At 42.4% G+C, this 23,104-nt stretch carries 23 protein-coding genes and 2 tRNA genes; all 25 read left to right on the forward strand.

The window, feature by feature from the left end:
* Nucleotides 1–181: 181 nt before the first annotated feature.
* The 25 genes from LPB220_RS02095 (at nucleotide 182) to LPB220_RS02235 (ending at nucleotide 23,103) form a co-directional block, all read left to right on the forward strand.
* Complete coding sequence (locus LPB220_RS02095) at nucleotides 182–814, forward strand: DJ-1/PfpI family protein (protein WP_150905329.1); 633 nt, start codon at nucleotides 182–184, stop codon at nucleotides 812–814.
* A gap of 216 nt (nucleotides 815–1,030) precedes the next feature.
* Entirely contained in the window at nucleotides 1,031–2,164 is a 1,134-nt protein-coding gene (gene dnaJ / locus LPB220_RS02105) for a molecular chaperone DnaJ (protein WP_150905333.1), read from the forward strand.
* Nucleotides 2,165–2,325: 161 nt separating this feature from the next.
* Entirely contained in the window at nucleotides 2,326–5,862 is a 3,537-nt protein-coding gene (locus LPB220_RS02110) for a family 20 glycosylhydrolase (RefSeq protein WP_150905335.1), read from the forward strand.
* 289 nt (nucleotides 5,863–6,151) lie between these two features.
* Nucleotides 6,152–6,898, forward strand: coding sequence for a tRNA pseudouridine(38-40) synthase TruA (truA, locus tag LPB220_RS02120; RefSeq protein WP_003004657.1), 747 nt, complete (start codon nucleotides 6,152–6,154; stop codon nucleotides 6,896–6,898).
* A complete protein-coding gene (locus LPB220_RS02125; RefSeq protein ID WP_150905337.1) occupies nucleotides 6,891–7,652 on the forward strand; it encodes a bifunctional hydroxymethylpyrimidine kinase/phosphomethylpyrimidine kinase in 762 nt (253 codons plus the stop codon). Before truA ends, LPB220_RS02125 begins: the two co-directional genes overlap by 8 nt.
* Entirely contained in the window at nucleotides 7,642–8,112 is a 471-nt protein-coding gene (locus tag LPB220_RS02130; protein ID WP_150905340.1) for an ECF transporter S component, read from the forward strand. Before LPB220_RS02125 ends, LPB220_RS02130 begins: the two co-directional genes overlap by 11 nt.
* Before the next feature lie 3 nt (nucleotides 8,113–8,115).
* The gene (locus LPB220_RS02135; protein ID WP_150905343.1) at nucleotides 8,116–8,679 is read left to right on the forward strand and encodes a TIGR01440 family protein; all 564 of its coding nucleotides are present in this window, start codon (nucleotides 8,116–8,118) and stop codon (nucleotides 8,677–8,679) included.
* Nucleotides 8,680–8,807: 128 nt separating this feature from the next.
* Nucleotides 8,808–10,091 (forward strand): trigger factor, encoded by a 1,284-nt coding sequence (gene tig / locus LPB220_RS02140; protein ID WP_003004508.1) that lies wholly within the window; start codon nucleotides 8,808–8,810, stop codon nucleotides 10,089–10,091.
* 370 nt (nucleotides 10,092–10,461) lie between these two features.
* Nucleotides 10,462–11,046: a DNA-directed RNA polymerase subunit delta gene (gene rpoE / locus LPB220_RS02145; protein ID WP_021154455.1), complete on the forward strand. Its 585-nt coding sequence runs from the start codon at nucleotides 10,462–10,464 to the stop codon at nucleotides 11,044–11,046.
* Between the two features lie 387 nt (nucleotides 11,047–11,433).
* Complete coding sequence (locus LPB220_RS02150; protein WP_150905346.1) at nucleotides 11,434–12,129, forward strand: B3/4 domain-containing protein; 696 nt, start codon at nucleotides 11,434–11,436, stop codon at nucleotides 12,127–12,129.
* Nucleotides 12,130–12,302: 173 nt separating this feature from the next.
* Nucleotides 12,303–13,916, forward strand: coding sequence for a CTP synthase (locus LPB220_RS02155; protein ID WP_003004055.1), 1,614 nt, complete (start codon nucleotides 12,303–12,305; stop codon nucleotides 13,914–13,916).
* Nucleotides 13,917–14,040: 124 nt separating this feature from the next.
* Nucleotides 14,041–14,126 (forward strand) — tRNA-Leu (locus LPB220_RS02160).
* Nucleotides 14,127–14,207: 81 nt separating this feature from the next.
* Nucleotides 14,208–14,660 carry a hypothetical protein gene (locus LPB220_RS02165; protein WP_150905348.1) on the forward strand — a complete coding sequence of 151 codons (453 nt, stop codon included), beginning with the start codon at nucleotides 14,208–14,210 and terminating at the stop codon, nucleotides 14,658–14,660.
* A 191-nt stretch (nucleotides 14,661–14,851) separates the two neighbouring features.
* Nucleotides 14,852–15,733 carry a class II fructose-bisphosphate aldolase gene (locus LPB220_RS02170; RefSeq protein ID WP_003004573.1) on the forward strand — a complete coding sequence of 294 codons (882 nt, stop codon included), beginning with the start codon at nucleotides 14,852–14,854 and terminating at the stop codon, nucleotides 15,731–15,733.
* An 83-nt stretch (nucleotides 15,734–15,816) separates the two neighbouring features.
* Nucleotides 15,817–16,755: an alpha/beta fold hydrolase gene (locus LPB220_RS02175; protein WP_150905350.1), complete on the forward strand. Its 939-nt coding sequence runs from the start codon at nucleotides 15,817–15,819 to the stop codon at nucleotides 16,753–16,755.
* Between the two features lie 359 nt (nucleotides 16,756–17,114).
* Nucleotides 17,115–18,107 (forward strand): ATP-binding cassette domain-containing protein, encoded by a 993-nt coding sequence (locus tag LPB220_RS02185; protein ID WP_013904684.1) that lies wholly within the window; start codon nucleotides 17,115–17,117, stop codon nucleotides 18,105–18,107.
* A gap of 1 nt (nucleotide 18,108) precedes the next feature.
* The gene (locus LPB220_RS02190; RefSeq protein ID WP_003017344.1) at nucleotides 18,109–18,927 is read left to right on the forward strand and encodes an ABC transporter permease; all 819 of its coding nucleotides are present in this window, start codon (nucleotides 18,109–18,111) and stop codon (nucleotides 18,925–18,927) included.
* A gap of 1 nt (nucleotide 18,928) precedes the next feature.
* Nucleotides 18,929–19,714, forward strand: a complete 786-nt coding sequence (locus LPB220_RS02195) for an ABC transporter permease (protein WP_003004561.1) — start codon at nucleotides 18,929–18,931, stop codon at nucleotides 19,712–19,714.
* 38 nt (nucleotides 19,715–19,752) lie between these two features.
* Nucleotides 19,753–20,214, forward strand: coding sequence for a GNAT family N-acetyltransferase (locus tag LPB220_RS02200; RefSeq protein ID WP_150906781.1), 462 nt, complete (start codon nucleotides 19,753–19,755; stop codon nucleotides 20,212–20,214).
* A gap of 46 nt (nucleotides 20,215–20,260) precedes the next feature.
* Nucleotides 20,261–20,333 (forward strand) — tRNA-Thr (locus tag LPB220_RS02205).
* Between the two features lie 196 nt (nucleotides 20,334–20,529).
* Nucleotides 20,530–20,841: a LiaF transmembrane domain-containing protein gene (locus tag LPB220_RS02210; RefSeq protein WP_191904624.1), complete on the forward strand. Its 312-nt coding sequence runs from the start codon at nucleotides 20,530–20,532 to the stop codon at nucleotides 20,839–20,841.
* A 300-nt stretch (nucleotides 20,842–21,141) separates the two neighbouring features.
* Nucleotides 21,142–21,588 carry a LytTR family DNA-binding domain-containing protein gene (locus LPB220_RS02220; protein WP_003004160.1) on the forward strand — a complete coding sequence of 149 codons (447 nt, stop codon included), beginning with the start codon at nucleotides 21,142–21,144 and terminating at the stop codon, nucleotides 21,586–21,588.
* A gap of 4 nt (nucleotides 21,589–21,592) precedes the next feature.
* Nucleotides 21,593–22,288, forward strand: coding sequence for a LiaF transmembrane domain-containing protein (locus LPB220_RS02225; RefSeq protein ID WP_150905354.1), 696 nt, complete (start codon nucleotides 21,593–21,595; stop codon nucleotides 22,286–22,288).
* A gap of 118 nt (nucleotides 22,289–22,406) precedes the next feature.
* A complete protein-coding gene (gene rpmB / locus LPB220_RS02230; protein WP_001140948.1) occupies nucleotides 22,407–22,595 on the forward strand; it encodes a 50S ribosomal protein L28 in 189 nt (62 codons plus the stop codon).
* 142 nt (nucleotides 22,596–22,737) lie between these two features.
* On the forward strand, nucleotides 22,738–23,103 hold the full coding sequence (locus LPB220_RS02235) for an Asp23/Gls24 family envelope stress response protein (RefSeq protein ID WP_003004393.1): 366 nt from the start codon (nucleotides 22,738–22,740) through the stop codon (nucleotides 23,101–23,103).
* The last annotated feature ends 1 nt before the right edge of the window (nucleotide 23,104 follow it).

The following is a 23,104-nucleotide window of genomic DNA, read 5'->3' on the forward strand; positions in this document are numbered from 1 at the left end:
TAGGAAATCTGACGCAGAAACTTTAGTTTCTAGAAAGATTTATCTTTTTCACCAAGAGGTTAGGGCGTGCTCAATTCAGCATTACTAGTTTGATTTTTAAAACTTAAACTAGTAAGTATAAGAAGAAATCCAGAGGTTGCAACCCAGCCTCTGTTTTTCGGTAAAATAGAGGATGTTGCCTATGAAAAAAGTACTTTGTATCATTTATCCTAATTTTTCTCTTTATGAGATAACCGCTTTAACAAGTACTTTAGCTCTGTCTTTTGATGTCACGATTGATTATGTCGCTTCAGATCATTCGATGGTGGTCTCTGAGGATGGCTTGCTCTGTCAACCGACCAAAACACTAGATCAAATCTGTATAGAAGAGTATTCTTGTGTGATTTTGCCAGGAATGGTCAATATAGGGCCTGCTCTACAGGATGAGAAATTGATTTCGTTTTTGAGGGACCTTGGTGAGCAAGATATCCTCATTGCAGCCATTTCTTCAGCGCCTCTTTTATTAGCGAAAGCAGGTTTGCTGAACGATACGAAATTTACAGGTGGAATTTGGCAAAACTTCTTTGATTATTTTGAATTTCTTCCACGTGAGAATTTCCAACCGAAAGTGGTTGTGCAAGATAAACAGATCATTACGGCTATCGGTTTTGCCCATCAAGAGTTTGCAAGGAAAGTGATTCTAAGTTTAGGCTTGGCAGAGAATACGGACAACTATTTTAAAGAACGAAACGACTACTCAGAAGAGGATTTGATATTTACTCTATCAGACCAAGAGTTTGATCAAGTGAAGCAAAGTATAGAAAACAGCCTCTAAAGATGTACATGAAAATTATAGAAAGGAACAAAGAGTGTTCGTAACTGAACACGGGTTCCAGAAATTCTTACTCAATATGAAAGAAAGGAACAAAGAGCGTTCGGGGAATTGAACTCGAGCGGAAAGCTTGGAAATTAGATAAACCGCCTAAGAAATCAGGATTTCTTGTCGGTTTCCTAAATTTCAGTCGCTTTCTGTTCGCTCTTAGTATCTTGTATGAACAATACTGAATTTTATGACCGTTTGGGCGTTTCAAAGAATGCATCTCAAGATGAGATCAAGAAAGCCTATCGGAAATTATCTAAAAAATATCACCCAGATATCAACAAGGAGCCTGGTGCTGAGGAAAAGTATAAGGAAGTTCAAGAAGCTTATGAGACTTTGAGTGACGAGCAAAAACGGGCTGCTTATGACCAATATGGTGCTGCGGGTGCCAATGGTGGCTTCGATGGCGGAGCAGGTGGTTTTGGTGGCTTTGATGGTGCTGGTTTTGGTGGCTTTGAAGATATCTTCTCTAGCTTCTTTGGTGGCGGTGCAAGTCGTAATCCAAATGCACCTCGTCAAGGGGATGACCTCCAATACCGCGTCAATCTCAAGTTTGAAGAAGCAATTTTTGGTGCGGAAAAAGAAGTCAAGTACCATCGGGAAGCTAGCTGTCATACCTGTCATGGTTCTGGGGCTAAGCCAGGGACTAGTCCGGTGACCTGTGGACGCTGTCATGGTTCTGGAGTCATCAATGTGGATACGCAAACCCCTCTTGGGATGATGCGACGTCAAGTGACCTGTGATGTCTGTCATGGTCGTGGTCAAGAAATCAAGGATCCATGTACGACTTGTCGTGGAACAGGTCATGAAAAACAAGCTCATAGCGTGAACGTCAAGATTCCTGCCGGAGTTGAAACGGGTCAACAAATCCGCTTAGCTGGTCAAGGAGAAGCTGGCTTTAACGGTGGACCATACGGGGACTTGTATGTTGTTGTCAATGTTGAGCCGAGCGATCGTTTCGAACGAGATGGCTCAACCATCTACTACAAGTTAGACTTGAACTTTGTTCAAGCAGCTCTTGGAGATACGGTCCATGTGCCAACTGTTCACGGAGATGTCGATTTGGTCATTCCTGAAGGAACCCAAACCGGTAAGAAATTCCGCCTCCGTGGAAAAGGGGCTCCAAGCTTGCGTGGTGGTGCTATGGGGGATCAATATGTATCTGTCAATGTCGTCACCCCAACTGGTTTAAATGACAAGCAAAAAGAAGCCCTTCAAGCCTTTGCGGAAGCAAGTGATTTGAAGGTCAACCCAAAGAAAAAAGGGTTCTTTGACAAGGTCAAAGATGCTTTAGATGATTTATAAGAATGAACGAGTTTCCTTTTGAGTAAGGAGCTCGTTTTATTTTGGATCGAATCCAAGAACTTCCTCTCCTAATTAAAGAATAATGAGAACCTTCATTGAATTTATTAAGATATCGTGGTAAATTTAAGAAAACGATTACAAAGACAATTTAGGAGGTCCTGATGAAATCACATCAACCACGTTATGCGATTCGCAAGTATGCAGTAGGAGCTGCTTCGGTGCTCATAGGATTTTTTGCTGGTGCTCAGGTTGTAGCGGCAGATACGCCGAGCGTTACAGACAGTCCTTCAACGACAGTTCCAACTCAGCCAAGCGAAGGTGAGTCAACGATTTCTCTTAATGAGGAAGCTTCTCAGCCAACAGTAGAAAAACCAACGGCTCCTGCCCCAATCGTCGATCAAAGTCAACCGACACTGCCTGATCGTGAACTGCGGGTATCAGATCTTGACCGTTTGATTCGCGAAGAAGCAAGCTCGGTCGCAGCGTCGGATGTGGTAGCTCAACCAGCGACAGCAGCGACGGAAACGCCTGCTAAAGATCCTGACCAAGAAGAAAAATTAGCCAAGAAAAAGATTGTTTCTATCGATGCCGGTCGCAAGTACTTCTCACCAGACCAAATCAAGGAAATCATTGATGAAGCAAGTAAAACGGGCTATACAGACTTGCATCTTCTAGTTGGAAATGACGGCTTGCGCTTTGTGCTGGATGATATGTCTTTGAAAGTGGGAGATACTTCTTATTCTAGCCAAGCCGTGACGGATGCGGTTGAAAAAGGGACCAAAGCTTATTACGATGATCCGAACGGGACAGCCTTGACCCAGGCTCAAATGGATGATATTTTAGCCTACGCCAAATCGAAGAAAGTAGGCGTCATCCCAACCATTAATAGTCCAGGTCACATGGATGCGATTCTGAAGGCCATGGAACAATTGGGCATCGAAAACCCTCACTTTAATTACTTTGGCACTAAAAAATCAGCTCGGACAGTTGATTTGGACAACCAAAAAGCCTTAGACTTTACCAAAGCCTTGGTAGACAAGTATGCAGCTTATTTCAGCGGCAAGGCTGATATTTTCAATATTGGTTTGGATGAATATGCCAACGATGCCACAGATGCCCATGGTTGGCAGGTTCTCCAAGCTAGCAAGCATTGGCCAGGTGAAGGCTATCCAGAAAAAGGCTATGAAAAATTCATCCAATATGCTAATGATCTAGCAGCTATTGTGAAAAAACACAAGATGAAACCAATGGCCTTCAATGATGGAATCTACTACAATGGCGATACTTCCTATGGTACTTTTGACAAGGATATCATTGTCTCCTACTGGACAGGTGGCTGGAACGGCTATGATGTCGCATCTTCAAAACTCTTGTCTGAACTAGGTCATCAGATTCTTAATACCAATGATGCATGGTATTATGTGCTTGGACGGGACAAGGCTGGATCTGGTTGGTACAACCTTGATCAAGGTCTCGAAGGAATTTCCAAGTCAGCGATTGATGTGGTTCAAAAAAATGATGGGGCTAAGGTGCCCTTCATCGGTGGGATGGTAGCTGCCTGGGCAGATACGCCATCTGCAACCTACAAAAAAGACCTTCTCTTTAAGCTCATGCATGCCTTCGCGGACAAGAATGCGGACTACTTTGTAGCAGATCCTGAAGTCGTTGAAAAAGCTCTTTCGGAAGCTCCAACTGATTTGGACCACTATACAAAGGAATCTCTAGTAGCCTTTACGGCAGCTAAAAAAGCTTTAGAAGGGGCAGGAGCAAACACCACTCGAGCAGAGGCCAAAACCTTGATCGACCATCTCAAAGCAGCTCAAGATGCTTTGGTGTATACGGAAAGCTACGCGAAAGAAGTTGCAGCAAAAGAAGTGGCAGAAAAACTTGCTATGAAGAAGGTCATCTCGATCGATGCAGGTCGCAAATACTTCTCGCTGGATCAGTTGAAACGGATCGTAGATAAGGCCAGTGAGCTTGGCTATTCTGACTTGCACCTCCTTGTTGGAAACGATGGCATGCGCTTCGTGCTCGATGACATGACGGTGGAAGCCAATGGCAAAACCTATGCCAGTGATGATGTAAAAAAAGCCATTTTAGAAGGCACCAAGGCCTATTACGATGATCCAAATGGTCAAGCCTTGACTCAAGCAGAAATGGATGAACTCCATGCTTATGCGACTGCTAAAGGAATCGGCTTGATTGCGGCAGTCAATAGTCCTGGCCACATGGATGCTTTGTTGGTTGCCATGGAAAAATTGGGCATTGAAAATTCACAAGCCAGCTTTGATACGGTTTCAAAAACAACCATGGATTTGACCAATGAAGCAGCAGTCAACTTTACCAAAGCCTTAATTGGCAAGTACATGGATTACTTCAAAGACAAGTCTAAGATCTTTAACTACGGAACAGATGAATATGCCAATGATGCTACCAGTGCGCAAGGTTGGTACTACCTCAAGTGGTATGACCTCTATGGTAAGTTTGCGGAGTATTCCAATAGTCTTGCAGCGATGGCGCGTGAAAAAGGCTTGCAGCCAATGGCCTTTAACGATGGATTCTATTATGGAGATGAAGATGATGTTGCTTTTGACAAGGACGTCTTGATTTCATACTGGTCTAAAGGATGGTGGGGCTATAACCTCGCATCACCGCAGTACCTAGCAGACAAGGGCTACAAATTCCTTAACACCAACGGAGACTGGTATTATGTTTTGGGCCACAAAGGTGATCAAAGTTATCCGCTCGAAAAAGCTATCCAAAATACAGAAACTGTTCCATTTGAACAGTTAGCTTCAACCAAGTACCCTGATGTCAAATTACCGACAACCGGAAGTATGTTGGGAATTTGGGCTGATGAGCCGGCCAATGAATACAAGGAAGAAGAAGTCTTCCAGGTTATGGAAGCTTTTGCCAACCATAACAAGGACTATTTCAAGGCAGACTTCACTGCTCTTAGAAAAGCAGTTGCTACGGTGCCAACAGATCTAGCTATTTACACACCAGAATCTCGCGCAGCACTTGCGAAAGTCTTAGATAGCTTGAATTGGAATGTGAGCCGTGCTCATCAAGATCAGGTGGATCAAGAAGTGGCTGCTCTGACCCAAGCCCTTGCGGGGCTCAAGCCAATCACGCAAGTAGGTAGCTTGGCTGAAAATGACGTCAAAGCCCTAGTGGAAGACAAACCAAGTCTTGAAATCGTGGAGAAAGAACTTGATTTTGACCTTGTGGAACGGACCAATCCAGATCTCGCTAAAGGAGAACGCAGAGTGATCCAGGCTGGGGTTAAAGGGCAAGGTCTTGAGTATGTAGAGGTTTCGGCACTTGATCAAAGTCGAAAAGTGATCGCTACAGAAGTTGCAACAGAGCCGGTTGCAGAAATTATTGAAGTCGGTACCAAAGAGGTTGTGACTCCAGCAAGCCCTTCCGTAGAAGCACCAGTGAAGTCAGACGTGCTTGTGAACAAAGGGGTTCCAGATCAGTCAACACCTCAAGTGATCTCGAAGGCTCAACCTGTAGCACCAGAAAATACCCCAACACCAATTCCAGCAGCTGTGGAAAAAGAGGTTCGTTCAGAAGCAGTATCTTCTAACAAGCAACTTCCAGAAACAGGAGTGGAATCTGCACTTGGACTCGCTTTACTAGGAGCGATCTTGGGAGCAACAGGAATGGACTTGAAAAATAAAAAAAGAGAATAAGACCTAGTAGATTTGTAACAGGTCGAAGTTGGGAGAGTGGGACAGAAATCGGTAATTCGTTAGAATTCGATTTCGTCGTCCCACCTCCGCACAGTTGAGTAGGGCTGTAAAAGCTGATGAAATCAGCGTAGTAGAGCCCACTCAACCACTGCGTCTTGCTCGACAATCCAAAAATAATTGAGAGGCTAGGACTTTTGTCCCAGCCTCTTTTTGTACTTGCAAAACTGTACCCGGACAGTTTGAATTTTTCACTCTTGTAACCCCTTCTATATCCTGCTAAAATAAAACCATGACACGATACAAAGCAACCATTTCATATGACGGGACCTTGTTTGCAGGGTTTCAACGCCAACCGCATGCCCGTAGTGTGCAAGAGGAAATCGAGAAGACCTTGACGCGCCTCAATCAAGGAACCCCTGTTACCGTTCATGGAGCGGGGCGAACGGATTCCGGTGTCCATGCTCTTGGCCAGGTGATTCATTTTGATCTCCCCCAAGCGCGGGACGAGGAGAAGCTTCGCTTTGCCCTCGATACCCAAACCCCAGAGGATATTGATTTCATCCGAGTGGAGCAAGTAGAAGATGACTTTCACTCACGCTACAAGAAGCACAGCAAGACCTATGAATTTATCGTGGATTATGGTCGTCCCAAGAACCCCATGATGCGCCACTATGCCACCCACTATCCTTATCCTTTGGATGTGGAAAAGATGCAAGCAGCCATCCAAAAGTTGGAGGGAACCCATGATTTCACCGGTTTCACAGCTTCAGGAACCAGTGTGGAAGACAAGGTTCGTACGATTACAGAGGCTCGCTTGGTCGAGGATGCAGAACATCATCGCCTTGTCTTTACCTTTTCGGGCAATGGTTTTCTCTACAAGCAAATCCGCAATATGGTGGGAACTTTGTTGAAGATTGGAAATGATCGGATGCCGATCGAGCAGATCGATCTAATTTTAGAAAAGAAGGACCGCAATCTAGCAGGTCCTACAGCAGCGCCAAATGGCTTATATTTAAAGGAGATCCGTTATGAGTAATGAATTGATTCTAGCTATTTCAGGAAATGATATTTTTAGTGGGGGAGGTCTTCACGCAGACCTTGCAACTTATACGACTAACAAACAGCATGGTTTTGTAGCGGTGACTTGTTTGACCGCTATGACGGAGCACGGTTTTGAAGTGATTCCGGTGGATCCGACGACCTTTGCTCAACAGCTCAACTCTCTCAAGGATGTTCCTTTTTCTGCTATTAAACTCGGTCTTTTGCCAAATGTTGAAGTGGCAGACTTAGCCTTGGACTATGTCAAAGCCCATGCGGAGATCCCTGTGGTACTAGATCCTGTCTTGGTCTGCAAGGAAAGCCATGATGTAGAAGTTTCAGCTCTTCGAGATGAATTGATTAAGTTCTTCCCTTATGTGACGATCATCACGCCGAACTTGCCAGAAGCTGAGATCTTGACCCAAAGCAAGATTGAATCGCTCGATGATATGAAAGAGGCTGCTCGTAAGCTCCATGAATTAGGAGCAGCGACTGTCGTGGTCAAAGGGGGCAATCGTCTTAACAAGGAAAAAGCCATCGATGTCTTTTATGATGGGACAGACTTCACTGTTATTGAAGAGCCAGTCTTAGAAAAGAACAATACAGGAGCTGGTTGTACCTTTGCGTCTAGCATTTCCAGCCAGTTGGTAAAAGGGAAATCACCGCTTGAAGCTGTTAAAGTCTCTAAAGACTTTGTCTTCCAAGCGATTCAACATTCAGACCAGTATGGAGTAGTACAATATGACCTCTAATCGAACTCAACTCATTGCCCGCCTTTCCATTTTGACAGCCTTGACAGTTGTATTCGGCTACTATACAAAACTTCCAACTCCTACAGGGATCGTCACCCTGCTAGATCTTGGAGTTTATTTCACAGCCTTCTATTTTGGACGCAAGGAAGGTGCTATTGTAGGTGGTGTCGGAGCCTTCTTATTGGATTTGATTTCAGGCTATCCTCAGTGGATGTTCTTTAGCCTCCTCTTTCACGGGGGACAAGGCTATTTCGCTGGCTTCAAGGGCAAAGCTCGTTACCTAGGCTTGCTCCTTGCGACAGTCGTGATGGTAGGCGGTTACGCACTAGCTTCTGCCCTCTTTTTAGGCAATGGTTGGGGTGCTGCTATCTCGGACATTCCGAATAACCTCGCCCAGAATTTTGTTGGAATGGCTTTAGGCTATGTGGTCTATTATGCATTTCAAAAGAAAGGAAGCTAATTCATGGATCTGGAGCAACTGAAGAAGGATACAAAAGAAATCTTGGTAGATGTCTTGGAAAAAAGCCGTCTCCACCAAGGACAGCTCCTAGTCCTCGGGATGTCTTCAAGTGAAGTTGCAGGAGGGCAAATTGGAAAGGCCTCCAACATCGACATTGCTGAAGCTATTGTCCAGACCTTGCTAGATGAGTTGAATCCAAGAGGGATTTATCTGGCGGTACAAGGATGTGAGCATCTCAATCGCGCCTTGGTGGTCGAAAGAGAATTGGCGGACAAGAAGGAGCTAGAAATCGTCAATGTCCTTCCGAGTCTCCATGCAGGAGGGGCCGGACAACTCGCAGCTTTCAAGTATTTTAAGGATCCTGTTGAAGTGGAATTCATCACAGCTCAAGCGGGGTTAGACATTGGAGATACCTCAGTAGGGATGCATGTCAAACACGTGCAAGTTCCAATTCGCCCTATCTTGCGTGAACTAGGTGGAGCCCATGTCACAGCCCTCGCCAGTCGCCCAAAATTGATCGGTGGCGCCCGTGCTCTCTACCTAGATGATCCTATCCGAAAATCATAAATAGAACTAGCTTTTAAGGGCTAGTTTTTTTGGATGAAAAGAGAGGCAAAAACGTTTTAAAACTTGCAATTTCAAAGTTTTGTGGTAAAATTATAAGGAATGACTATATTATTTTAAGGAGAGACAGAATGTCTGTATCATTTGAAAACAAAGAAACTAACCACGGTGTATTGACTTTCACAATCAGCCAAGAGCAAATCAAACCTGCTTTGGACCGTGTGTTTGAGTCAGTTAAGAAAACTTTGAACGTACCTGGATTCCGTAAAGGTCATATTCCACGTCCAATCTTCAACCAACGTTTTGGTGAAGAAGCACTTTACCAAGATGCTTTGAACGATCTTCTTCCAGCAGCATATGAAGCAGCTGTTAAAGAAGCTGGAATCGAAGTGGTAGCACAACCAACTTTCGATGTTGTATCTATGGAAAAAGGTCAAGACTGGACATTGACAGCAGCTGTTGTAACAAAACCTGAAGTAAAATTGGGTGCTTACAAAGACCTTGAAGTATCAGTAGAAGTTTCTAAAGAAGTAACAGACGCTGATGTGGATGCTCGTATCGAACGCGAACGCAACAACTTGGCTGAATTGGTTGTTAAAGAAGGTGCTGCAGCAGAAGGTGACACAGTTGTGATCGACTTCGTAGGTTCTATCGACGGTGTTGAATTCGACGGTGGTAAAGGTGACAACTTCTCACTTGGACTTGGTTCAGGTCAATTCATCCCAGGTTTCGAAGACCAATTGGTTGGACACTCTGCTGGTGAAACAGTTGATGTGATCGTAACATTCCCAGAAGACTACCAAGCAGCTGACCTTGCAGGTAAAGAAGCGAAATTCGTGACAACTATCCACGAAGTAAAAGCAAAAGAAGTACCAGCTCTTGACGATGAATTGGCAAAAGACATCGACGAAGAAGTTGAAACTCTTGACGAATTGAAAGAAAAATACCGCAAAGAATTGGCAGCAGCTAAAGAAGAAGCATACAACGATGCAGTAGAAGCAGCAGCAATCGATCTTGCAGTTGAAAACGCTGAAATCGTTGACCTTCCAGAAGAAATGATCCACGAAGAAGTACACCGTTCAATCAACGAGTTCCTTGGAAACATGCAACGTCAAGGTATCTCACCTGAAATGTACTTCCAAATCACTGGAACAACTCAAGAAGATCTTCACAAACAATACGAAGCAGAAGCTGAAAGCCGTACGAAGACAAACCTTGTGGTTGAAGCAGTAGCGAAAGCAGAAGGCTTCGAAGCAACTGAAGAAGAAATCAACGCTGAAATCGAACAATTGGCAGCAGATTACAACATGCCAGTTGAACAAGTTCGCAACCTTCTTTCACCAGAAATGTTGAAACATGACATCACAGTGAAGAAAGCAGTGAACGTAATCACAAGCACAGCAAAAGTAAAATAATTGAGATAAAAAGGCTGGGCAACAACTGTCCAGCCTTTGATGTTTGATAGAAATAACTGTATGACGCAGTGGTTGATTGGCATCTTTGTTCGCCTTTAAGCTCCAAAGATGACCTAATCAACTGTGCGGGGGTGGGAAAACGAACTCTTTTTAACTAGTTGGAGTTCTTTCCCACTCCCTTTTCTGATTTCATGGAGAATCCTGGAATTTTCCTTTGACGAAAGGGGAAATTTATCGTACAATAGAGTGTAACGATAAAATGCGTGATAGATTTAGTGACGAGAAGTTTTTAATCTATCATTGAGGATAGGATGAGGTTTAAGACCGGATCCTTCTCCATTTAGGAAATGAAACATAAGGAGATTTACCCTTGGAATTAGAAGTATTTGCTGGACAAGAAAAAAGTGAACTTTCTATGATTGAAGTGGCGCGTGCGATTTTAGAATTACGCGGACGTGACCATGAAATGTACTTTAGCGATCTTGTAAATGAAATTCAAAATTACCTTGAAAAATCAAACAGCGAGATCCGTGAAGCTCTTCCATTGTTCTACACAGAATTGAATGTAGATGGAAGCTTTATCCCACTTGGAGATAACAAATGGGGTCTTCGTTCATGGTATGCCATCGATGAAGTTGACGAAGAAATCATCGCTCTTGAAGAAACAGACGAAGATGAAGCTCCTAAGAAACGGAAGAAAAAACGTGTCAATGCCTTCATGGATGGAGACGAGGATGCGATCGACTACAACGACGACGATCCAGAAGACGAAGAAGTTTACGAAGCAGATCCAGCTCTTTCATATGATGAAGAAAATCCAGACGATGAAAAGAGTGAAGTCGAAGCTTACGATGCTGAAATCAATGAAATCGTACCAGATGATTTGGGTGAGGAAGTTGAATTAAGCGAAGAAGACGACGAAGAAGAGGATTCTGAAGACGAGGAAGAAGAATAAATCATATGAAACAAGGAAATTGTTCCTTGTTTTTTTATTGAAGACGAAGTTTTCCCAGAAACTTTCCTTAGGTGAGTACGGACGTCAGCGAACTTCTACGAAGTTCCATGACTAATTATTGAGCCTTAAGTCTCAATAATTCCGAGTGCCTGAAGCTATGAAGTTTCAGGCACTTTTCTCACGGCGGAAAGTTTCAGAATATCCTTTGATTTTTCAAAAGTAGAGGATGGTTTGCAAGTAATTTATTGACTTATATGTCAATAAAAATAGTTTATCTATCTTCTGAAAAAAAACAATTGTTCCTTGTTTCTTTTTGTTTGCATTGAAAACGGTGGCAAGTTAGAGTATAATGAACATGTAAGTATTTCCCAAATAGGAGGTGTTCAGATGGACTTTCGTTTAGATCAAAGTTTAGTAGCTCTTGGTATTGATACGGTTGTGGTCGGAATTGCTAGAAATGTGGATCCCCAAGCAGTCTTGCCCCCTTCTTTTCTTGAAAAGAAGAAAGCAGTTGAACAATGGGCGCTCCAGTGTCAGACAGAAGAAGTAGCGGCATCCCCTGTCGTCAAAGGCTATACAGACCTCTTGCAAAAAGTAGGGCGTAGCATCAAGAAAAATCCACCAACAGTCCTTGCTCTCATCCGAAACATCCAGCATCGAGGAGCTCTTCCTCAGATCAATAGCATCATCGATATCTATAATGTCGAATCTCTGAAGTCCTTTCTCGCAATTGGAGGACATGACCTAGATAAGATTGAGGGACCGATTGAATTTACAGTGAGTCAAAGAGACGATCTCTTCCTCCCTATCCTTTCTAGTGAAAAACATGTCGCACCGACAGATCCTGTCTACCGGGATCAAAAAGGAGTTCTGGCTTGGTTGGATGTACGCGATAGTGACCATTACAAATTTGAGGAGACTACGCAAAACGCCCTCTTTGTCATCCAAGGAAATACCGAGACGTCAGTCGAGATGCGTTTAGAAGCGCTAGAACGAATCCACAAGGACCTTGCTCTTTGCATGCCTCAGCTTCAATTTGAGAAATTTCTCGTCACACAAAATGGAGTGGAAAAGGTCGTGTAAACAGCGAAAATCATTTTCATGAAATTTTCAATTTGACAAAGTAATCCATTTGCGGTAAGATATTGTTCGGGCACCTCATTTTGAGGTCGGAGCTCCCTAAGGATTAGGGAGCTATTTTTGTTTTTTCTGCAAAGAGGAATGGCCTCTACAACATTAGAAGAAGAGGAAAGCACATGTCAACAAAATATATTTTTGTCACGGGTGGTGTCGTATCATCCATCGGGAAAGGGATTGTCGCAGCAAGTCTTGGTCGCTTGCTCAAAAATCGTGGATTGAAAGTGACGATCCAAAAATTTGACCCTTATATCAATATCGATCCAGGGACGATGAGCCCTTACCAACACGGGGAAGTATTTGTCACAGACGATGGCGCAGAGACAGACTTGGACCTTGGTCACTATGAACGCTTTATTGATATCAATTTGAATAAGTACTCAAATGTGACAACAGGGAAAATTTATAGCGAAGTCCTTCGTAAGGAGCGTCGTGGAGAATACCTGGGTGCGACGGTACAGGTGATTCCTCATATTACAGATGCCTTGAAAGAAAAGATCAAACGAGCAGCGACGACGACGGATTCAGATGTCATCATCACAGAAGTCGGGGGAACAGTTGGAGATATTGAGTCCCTTCCATTCCTTGAAGCTCTTCGTCAAATGAAGGCAGATGTTGGTGCTGAAAACGTTATGTACATCCACACGACTCTTCTTCCTTACTTGAAGGCTGCGGGAGAAATGAAAACCAAGCCGACCCAACACTCTGTGAAAGAATTGCGTGGTCTTGGAATTCAACCAAATATGTTGGTCATCCGTACAGAAAAACCAGCTGGTCAAGGAATTAAGAACAAGTTGGCTCAATTCTGTGATGTGGCACCAGAAGCTGTCATCGAGTCACTTGATGTGGAACATTTGTACCAAATCCCATTGAACTTGCAAGCACAAAATATGGACCAAATCGTTTGTGACCATTTGAAATTGGATGTTCCTGCAGCAGATATGACAGAATGGTCTGCAATGGTCGACAAGGTCATGAACCTCAAGAAGCAGGTCAAGATTTCCTTGGTTGGAAAATACGTAGAATTGCAAGATGCCTACATTTCTGTCGTTGAGGCCTTGAAGCACTCAGGGTATGCCAATGATGCAGAGGTCAAGATTAATTGGGTCAATGCCAATGATGTGACAGCTGAAAATGTGGCAGAACTCCTTGGAGATGCGGATGGGATCATTGTCCCAGGTGGTTTTGGTCAACGGGGAACAGAAGGAAAAATTCAAGCCATCAAGTATGCGCGTGAACAAGACGTCCCAATGTTGGGTGTCTGCTTGGGTATGCAGTTAACCTGTATCGAATTTGCCCGTCACGTTTTAGGCTTGGAAGGGGCCAATTCATCCGAATTGGATCCAGAAACCAAGTATCCAATTATCGATATCATGCGGGACCAAATTGATGTGGAAGACATGGGAGGAACGCTCCGTCTCGGTCTTTACCCATCTAAACTCAAACGAGGATCAAAAGCAGCCGCTGCCTATGACAATCAAGAAGTGGTACAACGTCGCCACCGTCACCGTTATGAGTTTAACAATGCTTTCCGTGAACAGTTCGAAGAAGCAGGATTTGTCTTCTCAGGCGTTTCACCAGACAACCGTTTGGTCGAAATCGTTGAAATCCCAGAAAACAAATTCTTTGTTGCTTGCCAATACCACCCAGAATTGTCAAGCCGTCCAAACCGCCCAGAAGGACTTTACACAGCCTTTATCACAGCGGCAGTTGAAAACCACGATAGCAAATAAAAATCAAGGGAGCAGGTCGAAGGACCTGCTCCCTTTTTGTGAAAAAATGACAAACTCTGAAAAAAGTTTGAAAAAAATCTTGACAAAAAAGTCGTTGATTGATATACTAGTAAAGTACTCAATCGCGGGGATGGCGGAATTGGCAGACGCGCAGGACTAAGGATCCTGTGACCGCTTTAGGTCGTGAGGGTTCAAGTCCCTCTCTCCGCATCGGATCAAGATAGCTTCGGCTATCTTTTTTTTGTTTTCAAATTTCTTTGTGGTAGAATAGGTGTGAGATGAGGTGAGAACATGAAGAAGAAGTATCTGGTTTTGGCCGATGGCCTCTTTGCACTATTGGGAAGTGCCATTAATTTTTTCGGTCCTATCCTGATTTTAGCTATGGCGATAGGCGCATACAAGGATACTTTTAGATATTTTATCGCCTTAAACATATGGAATGTTTTCATTTTTTTAGTGACGATTGCTTCTAAGTATCTGCTCAGAGATGAAAAAAGAATCAAAAAATGGATTCTTCATCTTTTTCTGATAGCAGGCAGTATACTCTTTCTTGCCTCAATCCTTGCTGTGTGTGAGAATATTCCCTTTCTTGAGGAATTGCTAAACGGACTTCTTGGAAAAATGTTTACCGACAGTCAGTTATTTGCCGCTTATTTCTATTCTCAATGGGTTGCATCGGTATCCCTTATGATTTGCGGGATTGCCTTTCTCCTTTCATTAAAAAAATTTAAAGAAGAGAATTGAAGGGGGTGTAAGTCCCCTTCTTTTACTTGTTTGCTAGGATGAGAGTCTTAGGAGATAGGAGATTCCGTCCTATTTATCGGAAGAAATCGCTTAAAGCTACAGGAAAAGCTAGCAATTTCATCTAAAAAGTGATAAAATAAACAATGTAAGTGGGATTAGCCCCACAAAAATTTATAGGAGGCCTATAACAAATGGCAATCGTTTCAGCAGAAAAATTTGTCCAAGCAGCTCGTGACAATGGTTATGCAGTTGGTGGATTTAACACAAACAACCTTGAGTGGACTCAAGCTATCTTGCGTGCAGCAGAAGCTAAGAAAGCTCCAGTACTTATCCAAACTTCTATGGGTGCTGCTAAATACATGGGTGGTTACAAAGTATGTAAAGCCCTTATTGAAAACCTTGTAGAATCAATGGGTATTACTGTACCAGTTGCTATTCACCTTGACCATGGTCACTACGACGATGCTCTTGAGTGTATCGAAGCTGGTTACACTTCAATCATGTTTGACGGTTCACACCTTCCAGTTGAAGAAAACCTTAAATTGGCGAAAGATGTCGTTGAAAAAGCTCATGCTAAAGGTATCTCAGTAGAAGCTGAAGTTGGTACTATCGGTGGTGAAGAAGACGGTATCATCGGTGATGGTGAATTGGCACCAATCGAAGATGCTAAAGCAATGGTTGCTACAGGAATCGACTTCTTGGCTGCAGGTATCGGTAACATCCACGGTCCTTACCCAGCAAACTGGAAAGGTCTTCACCTTGACCACTTGCAAAAATTGACTGAAGCTGTTCCAGGATTCCCAATCGTATTGCACGGTGGATCAGGTATCCCTGATGATCAAATCCAAGCAGCGATCAAACTTGGTGTTGCGAAAGTTAACGTGAACACTGAATGCCAAATCGCATTTGCAAATGCTACTCGTCAATTCGTACGTGAATATGATGCAAACGAAGCAGAATACGACAAGAAGAAACTCTTCGACCCACGTAAATTCTTGAAACCAGGTTTCGAAGCAATTACAGCAGCTGTTGAAGAACGTATCGACGTATTCGGTTCAGAAGGCAAAGCTTAATTAAAAACAGGAAAGCAAGGTCTCATGTGGATCTTGTTTTTTTGTATGGGAAGGTTGCTTCCGGGATTTAATTTTTGTACAATATGGCTATGAAAAAATTCAAACAGTGGAGCTGGATCGTTTTTGTTTTTCTTTTGCTCTTTTTAGGTGCTACATTTATCTTTCATCAATTCAGTTTGCGAAGAGAAAGTAAGCTACTCACTCCCATTGGTCAACAGGTCACGGTCAATGGACATCGAATGAACGTCTCTGTTAAAGGAGAAGGATCTGAAACGATAGTATTTCTTTCAGGTGCAGGTATTGCTTCACCTATATTAGACTTTAAGAATCTAACAGATTCCCTATCCAAAAAATACAAAGTAGTCGTCGTAGAGCGGGCTGGCTATGGTTTTAGTGAAGATAGTGATCAATCAAGAGATGTGATGACGGTTCTTTCTGAGACCCGTCAAGCTTTGTCTCAAGCCGAAGTTTCGGGGCCTTATGTGATTGTTTCTCATTCAATGGCTAGCCTGGAGAGCCTTGCTTGGCAGGAAAAGTATCCTGATGAAGTGAAAGCCTTGGTTGGCCTGGATTGGGCATTACCAGCAAGTTATGAGGATTTAAAGGATAATCAGGCCTTGCTTACTGTAGCTTATTGGAGCAGTAAGATTGGCTTATTACGCTATTTCCCTGAGTCCTTTTATATTAAAAATCCAACTTTGACTGAAACTGAACGACAACAATATAAATTACTAGCATATAAGCAGTTGATGTCACAAGCCATGCTTCATGAATCCCGTTTGGCAAAGGAAAATGCCAAGAAAGTTCCATCTAGCATTAATCCGAAAATTCCAGCCTTACTCCTGGTTTCTAACGGTGAAGGCACGACCTTTAGCCAATCAGAGTGGCAACGTTATGCAGAGAGATTTGCAAGCGACCAGTCTAATGTTCAAGTCGTCTATATGGATGTGCCTCACGACCTCTATCATTATCAAAGCAATGCTATTGTTTCTCGCATTAAAGAATTTTTAGAGAATAATTGAGGACTTAAAAATCCATTGAGACTGATGGTAATAATTAAATGCTGAAGGATTAACAGTAGAATCGTTAATTTTTTCGATTAAAAAAATTCTTTTTCTTAACAATAAACCTGCCCGTGAGGGTGGTTTTTTTGGTGTCTTAAGGAAACTATTTAACAGAATTTTTGATTAAAAGTTTCATTTTAAGAGAGAAATCTCTCATTTCATAATCAATAAGCAAACGCTTGCATTCCTATTTTTATTAGATTATAATAGGTTGGTATAAAGCCTTCTGTAATAATATTGAGAAAGTGTAGAAAGTAAGGATTTAGAATATTTGTAGTCAAAAATACAATGTTGCTTCTTACGATAGGGAGATAGATATGGCAATGATAGAAGTGCAACATCTTCGGAAAAATTTTGTGAAGACAGTTAAGGAGCCGGGGTTAAAGGGAGCCTTACGCTCCTTTATTCATCCTGAAAAGCAGACCTTTGAAGCGGTCAAGGATTTAACTTTTGAAGTTCCAAAAGGGCAGATTTTAGGATTTATCGGGGCAAATGGTGCTGGGAAGTCAACCACCATCAAAATGCTGACAGGAATTTTGAAGCCCACATCTGGCTTTTGTCGGATTAACGGCAAGATTCCACAGGACAATCGCCAAGATTATGTCAAGGATATTGGAGTCGTTTTCGGACAACGCACCCAGCTATGGTGGGATTTGGCTCTGCAAGAGACCTACACGGTTTTGAAAGAGATCTATGATGTACCGGACTCGCTTTTCCATAAGCGCATGGACTTTTTGAATGAAGTTTTGGATTTGAAGGAATTTATCAAGGATCCTGTGCGGACTCTTTCACTAGGTCAACGGATGCGGGCGGATATTGCGGCTTCCTTGCTTCACAATCCCAAAGTTCTCTTTTTAGATGAGCCGACTATTGGTTTGGATGTGTCGGTCAAGGATAACATTCGTCGGGCCATTACCCAGATCAATCAAGAGGAAGAAACTACTATTCTCCTGACCACTCACGACCTGAGTGATATTGAGCAACTCTGTGATCGGATTTTTATGATTGATAAGGGGCAAGAGATTTTTGATGGAACGGTTAGCCAGCTCAAGGAGACCTTTGGAAAGATGAAGACTCTCTCCTTTGACCTGACGCCAGGTCAAAATCATCTAGTCTCTCATTATGAGGGTTTGCCTGATATGTCCATTGATAGACAAGGAAATACTCTCAATATTGAATTCGATAGTTCCCGCTACCAGTCGGCCGATATTATCAAGCAAACCTTATCTGATTTTGAGGTCCGTGATTTGAAGATGGTAGATACGGATATTGAAGATATTATCCGTCGCTTCTATCGAAAGGAGCTCTAAGATGGTCAAATTGTGGAGACGTTATAAACCCTTTATCAATGCAGGGATTCAGGAGTTGATTAGCTATCGAGTCAACTTTATTCTTTATCGGATTGGCGATGTCATGGGTGCTTTTGTGGCTTTTTATCTATGGAAGGCTGTCTTTGATTCTTCCCAGGAGCCTTTGATTCAGGGCTTCAGTATGGCGGATATCACCCTCTACATCATCATGAGTTTTGTGACTAATCTTCTGACTAGGTCGGATTCTTCCTTTATGATTGGTGATGAGGTCAAGGATGGTTCCATTATCATGCGCTTGTTGCGACCAGTGCATTTTGCGGCTTCTTACCTATTTACGGAGCTTGGTTCCAAGTGGTTGATTTTTATCTCTGTTGGACTGCCGTTTTTAAGTGTCATTGTTTTGATGAAAATCTTATCTGGGCAAGGGATTGTAGAAGTGCTGGGACTAACTACCCTTTATCTTTTTAGCTTAACACTGGCCTATCTGATTAACTTTTTCTTTAATATCTGCTTTGGATTTTCAGCCTTTGTATTTAAAAATCTTTGGGGTTCCAACCTACTTAAGACTTCCATAGTGGCCTTTATGTCTGGGAGTTTGATTCCCTTGGCTTTCTTTCCAAAGGTCATTTCAGATATTCTGTCCTTCTTACCTTTCTCATCCTTAATTTACACTCCGGTCATGATTATTGTTGGGAAATACGATGCTAGTCAGATTCTTCAAGCACTTTTGCTTCAGCTTTTCTGGCTTATAGTGATGGTGGGCTTGTCTCAGTTGATTTGGAAACGAGTCCAGTCATTTATCACCATTCAGGGAGGTTAGTATGAAAAAATATCAACGCATGCATCTGATTTTTATCAGACAGTACATCAAGCAAATCATGGAATACAAGGTAGATTTTGTGGTTGGTGTGTTGGGAGTCTTTCTGACTCAAGGCCTGAACCTCTTGTTTCTCAATGTCATCTTTCAACACATTCCCTCCCTAGAAGGTTGGACTTTTCAAGAAATTGCCTTTATCTATGGATTTTCCTTAATTCCAAAGGGACTAGATCATCTCTTTTTTGACAATCTCTGGGCTTTAGGTCAACGACTAGTTCGAAAAGGGGAGTTTGACAAGTATCTGACTCGTCCTATCAATCCTCTCTTTCACATCCTCGTTGAGACCTTTCAGATTGATGCCTTGGGTGAACTTTTGGTCGGTGGAATTTTACTAGCGACAACGGCGACTAGCATTGCTTGGACTCTTCCAAAATTCCTGATTTTTCTAGTTTGTATTCCTTTTGCGACCTTGATTTATACTTCCTTGAAAATTGCTACAGCCAGCATCGCTTTTTGGACCAAGCAGTCAGGTGCCATGATTTACATTTTCTATATGTTTAATGATTTTGCCAAGTATCCTATTTCTATTTACAATTCGCTCCTTCGTTGGTTAATTAGCTTTATTGTACCTTTTGCCTTTACGGCCTACTATCCTGCCAGCTATTTCTTGCAGGACAAGGATGGACTCTTTAATATTGGTGGTTTGATTCTGATTTCCCTTGTTTTCTTTGTTATTTCCCTCAAACTTTGGAACAGGGGATTGGATGCCTACGAAAGTGCTGGTTCGTAAGAGGTAAAGTAAGACTAAAATCAAGAAAGGAACTTATGATGTTTGTAATTAAAGAAGTCAAGGGTGAAGATCAAAAAATGGCAGTTGTCGCTGAGATTTTAAGGGATTTGCCAGAATGGTTTGGAATACCAGAAAGCACGCAAGCCTACATTGAAGGAGCTAAGGATTTACGAGTTTGGGCTGCTTATCAAGAAAGTGATGTAGTAGGGTTTATAAGTTTATCATATTCGAGTGAAGATTGTGCTGAAATTGACTGTCTCGGAGTGAAGAAAAACTTTCAAGGGCAAGGGGTTGGCAGTCAGTTGCTTTTTACCTTAGAATCAGAGACTGCTAAAACTGTTGATTATCTACAAGTAAAAACTGTAGCAGAAGGTTCTAATAAGAACTACGATCGAACCAATGTCTTTTATCGTAGTGTTGGATTTAAAAAGTTAGAGATTTTTCCATCTTTATGGGATCCACAGAATCCATGTCAGATTCTGATTAAAAAGATCAACTAAAAGTGCTTGACATCCGCTATCAGAGTGCTATACTAAGAAGGTAATCGCCGATTTAGCTCAGTTGGTAGAGCAACGCACTCGTAACGCGTAGGTCACAGGTTCGATCCCTGCAATCGGCATAGGAAGAAACTGCTTTAAAGGAACAAGACGACGAATGATGGTGATCACATATTCGTTCGGTCTCGCTCCTTTTTTTGACCGCATAGGCGCCATTTTTGACCACTTAGTCAAAAGTCCTTGTTGCCTTAGGGGCTCTCTGTTATCATAGAATCATCAAAGGAAAAAAACTTCCGAATATTGAAAACGAGGTATATGATGAAAAAATTACTTGGACTTTCATTGATTCTTGCTGCTTTTGCGGTTGTGATAATGGGAATGGTTGGCTTTCCAAAGATCGATGTGAATATCTGGCCTTTATTTCCCGTTCTCTTATTTGCTTTCTTTACTCTTGAAAATCTCTTGAAAAAAGATTACAAGGCAAGTGTTATTTGTGCCTTGATTGCGCTGATGATCGCAAATGCGATTTACGATCTTTTACCGGTCTCAAATGGCTTGGTCATCACAGCAGGTGTGCTTGCTTGCGTAGGTCTTAGTTTTCTTTTACCGGATAAGGTAAGTAATAAATAAAGAAAGGAGGCTGGGATAAAAGTCCTAGCCTCTCAATTGTCTTTGGATTGTCGAGCAAGACGCAGTGGTTGAGTGGGCTCTACTACGCTGATTTCATCAGCTTTTACAGCCCTACTCAACTGTGCGGAGGTGGGACGACGAAATCGAATTCTAACGAATTACCGATTTCTGTCCCACTCTCTTTTTTACTTCTCAAAAACTACCTCTTGATGGGGAAAACGTGCCACTTACTGAAAAGCCCTTGTTTTGTTTTCAACAGCTGTTATAATGGTACTATCAAAACGTTGGGAAAGGAGTTTTATGAAAGTTAGAATCGAATTGGATCCATCAATGGATGAGCCTGAGATCTTGATTCGAGCTCCGCGCTTGACCCCGGAGTTGACCCAGCTGCAAGAGAGAATCCTAGAACAAAAAGTCGCTCCTTTAGCCTTCTACAAGGATCGAAGTGAGTATTTTCTGGATGTGGCATCGATCCTCTTTTTTGAGACGGATGGGGAGAAGATTTTTGGACACACCAAGGACGAGGCCTATGAGGTCAAGCAGAAGCTCTACGAGTTGGAGGAGCTGCTTCCCATCGCTTTTTGTCGGATATCCAAATCCACCATTGTCAACGCAAAGCAGATCTATTCTCTGGAAAAGTCTTTTTCAGGGACCAGCACGGTCAATTTCTATCAGACCCATAAGCAGGTTCATGTATCTAGACGCTACTATCAACTCTTAAAAGAACGACTAAATGAAATGAGGTAATATCATGAGAAAAAAATTAATTGGAGTATTCTTAATCCTTTTAGCAGCCTTACTCCTTTTACAAGGCTATTTTGTAAAATGGGACATTAGCATCTGGACCTTAGCTTGGGTTACCTTGCTTGCCGTCCTATCCCTCTCTAGTTTCTTAAAACGCCATTTTGGTTGGGGCTTCATCTATGGACTTTTAGCCCTCTTTTGTCTCAATGGGCAATACCATTTCCTTCCGGTGTCCAATTCAGTTGTCATCCTTTCCTCGATTCTCGCAGTGATTGGGCTCAATATTTTGTTTAAACCCTCTAAGAAAACAAAAGCCCGCCTAGCTTCCTATTCTGCTGGATCCATGAATAAGTCGGATAGCAATGACATCGATGTCACTTTTTCAACAGTGACAAAGTATCTCAATGACCAACACTTTACTCACGGAAGTGCAGATGTGAGTATGGGAGAAGCTTCGGTTTATTTTGACAATTGCCGCATCGAAGGTCCGTCAGCCCAGTTTGTTGTCGATGTTTCCCTTGGAAGTTTGAGTCTCTATGTACCAAGTGATTGGCGTGTCCATGTTCATGTGGATAATTCCCTCTCAGCGATCCAACATCAGGAAAATCCAAGTGCTCTTACTAGCAAGGATTTCTACATTACAGGCGATGTCTCCTTAGGAAATCTGGAAATTATCTATGTGGGAGCGAATTCGTTTTCTTAAGTCGGAAATGAAAAACTTTGGCCAAAAGCTTGCCAAGAGAGATTTTTTTTGGTAATATAGTACGGTATGTGGTGCTAGCACATCCGTTATATTAGATCTAATAGGAGGAAACACAGAAATGGCTAAAGTATGTTATTTCACAGGTCGTAAGACTGTATCAGGTAACAACCGTTCACACGCTATGAACCAAACAAAACGTGCCGTAAAACCAAACCTTCAAAAAGTAACTGTCCTTATCGATGGTAAACCTAAAAAAGTTTGGGCTTCAGCTCGTGCATTGAAATCTGGTAAAGTAGAACGCGTTTAATAAAGAATATAGAACCTCATAGAGGTTCTTTTCTTTTTCTCTAGAGACAGCTGTCACAGTGGGAGAAGAATAGTCCCTACCCTTTTACAGTTGATCTCTTTTATGGTAAAATAGAATATAAAATACTTTTGAGGTAGAAATTATGACAGTAAAAATCAATACAAAGGACGGTCAAATTGAATTGACTGATGAGGTTATCGCAACTGTTGTAGGCGGTGCTGCTACTGAGATATTCGGTGTGGTTGGAATGGCCAGCAAAAATGCGATCAAAGATAATTTCCAAGCCCTCCTAGGGAAAGAAAACTTCTCTAAAGGTGTTGTTGTCAAAACAACGGAAGCAGGAACTATCGCAGTTGATGTTTACACTGTTTTGAGCTATGGAACAAAGATTAGCGAAGTCTCAAAAAATATTCAAGAACGTGTGAAATTTAGTTTGGAAAATCAACTTGGAATCACTACGGATACTGTGAATGTCTATATTCAAAATATCAAGATTGTGGGAGAATAAT

This window comes from Streptococcus sp. LPB0220, assembly GCF_008727815.1.
Lineage (GTDB): Bacteria > Bacillota > Bacilli > Lactobacillales > Streptococcaceae > Streptococcus.

Excerpts from the sequence above, each read along its gene's own strand:
- LPB220_RS02095 (WP_150905329.1), top strand. The coding sequence starts at position 182 with ATGAAAAAAGTACTTTGTATCATTTATCCTAATTTTTCTCTTTATGAG.
- dnaJ (WP_150905333.1), top strand. The coding sequence starts at position 1,031 with ATGAACAATACTGAATTTTATGACCGTTTGGGCGTTTCAAAGAATGCA.
- LPB220_RS02110 (WP_150905335.1), top strand. The coding sequence starts at position 2,326 with ATGAAATCACATCAACCACGTTATGCGATTCGCAAGTATGCAGTAGGA.
- truA (WP_003004657.1), top strand. The coding sequence starts at position 6,152 with ATGACACGATACAAAGCAACCATTTCATATGACGGGACCTTGTTTGCA.
- LPB220_RS02125 (WP_150905337.1), top strand. The coding sequence starts at position 6,891 with ATGAGTAATGAATTGATTCTAGCTATTTCAGGAAATGATATTTTTAGT.
- LPB220_RS02130 (WP_150905340.1), top strand. The coding sequence starts at position 7,642 with ATGACCTCTAATCGAACTCAACTCATTGCCCGCCTTTCCATTTTGACA.
- LPB220_RS02135 (WP_150905343.1), top strand. The coding sequence starts at position 8,116 with ATGGATCTGGAGCAACTGAAGAAGGATACAAAAGAAATCTTGGTAGAT.
- tig (WP_003004508.1), top strand. The coding sequence starts at position 8,808 with ATGTCTGTATCATTTGAAAACAAAGAAACTAACCACGGTGTATTGACT.
- LPB220_RS02150 (WP_150905346.1), top strand. The coding sequence starts at position 11,434 with ATGGACTTTCGTTTAGATCAAAGTTTAGTAGCTCTTGGTATTGATACG.
- LPB220_RS02155 (WP_003004055.1), top strand. The coding sequence starts at position 12,303 with ATGTCAACAAAATATATTTTTGTCACGGGTGGTGTCGTATCATCCATC.
- LPB220_RS02165 (WP_150905348.1), top strand. The coding sequence starts at position 14,208 with ATGAAGAAGAAGTATCTGGTTTTGGCCGATGGCCTCTTTGCACTATTG.
- LPB220_RS02170 (WP_003004573.1), top strand. The coding sequence starts at position 14,852 with ATGGCAATCGTTTCAGCAGAAAAATTTGTCCAAGCAGCTCGTGACAAT.
- LPB220_RS02175 (WP_150905350.1), top strand. The coding sequence starts at position 15,817 with ATGGCTATGAAAAAATTCAAACAGTGGAGCTGGATCGTTTTTGTTTTT.
- LPB220_RS02185 (WP_013904684.1), top strand. The coding sequence starts at position 17,115 with ATGGCAATGATAGAAGTGCAACATCTTCGGAAAAATTTTGTGAAGACA.
- LPB220_RS02190 (WP_003017344.1), top strand. The coding sequence starts at position 18,109 with ATGGTCAAATTGTGGAGACGTTATAAACCCTTTATCAATGCAGGGATT.
- LPB220_RS02195 (WP_003004561.1), top strand. The coding sequence starts at position 18,929 with ATGAAAAAATATCAACGCATGCATCTGATTTTTATCAGACAGTACATC.
- LPB220_RS02200 (WP_150906781.1), top strand. The coding sequence starts at position 19,753 with ATGTTTGTAATTAAAGAAGTCAAGGGTGAAGATCAAAAAATGGCAGTT.
- LPB220_RS02210 (WP_191904624.1), top strand. The coding sequence starts at position 20,530 with ATGAAAAAATTACTTGGACTTTCATTGATTCTTGCTGCTTTTGCGGTT.
- LPB220_RS02220 (WP_003004160.1), top strand. The coding sequence starts at position 21,142 with ATGAAAGTTAGAATCGAATTGGATCCATCAATGGATGAGCCTGAGATC.
- LPB220_RS02225 (WP_150905354.1), top strand. The coding sequence starts at position 21,593 with ATGAGAAAAAAATTAATTGGAGTATTCTTAATCCTTTTAGCAGCCTTA.
- rpmB (WP_001140948.1), top strand. The coding sequence starts at position 22,407 with ATGGCTAAAGTATGTTATTTCACAGGTCGTAAGACTGTATCAGGTAAC.
- LPB220_RS02235 (WP_003004393.1), top strand. The coding sequence starts at position 22,738 with ATGACAGTAAAAATCAATACAAAGGACGGTCAAATTGAATTGACTGAT.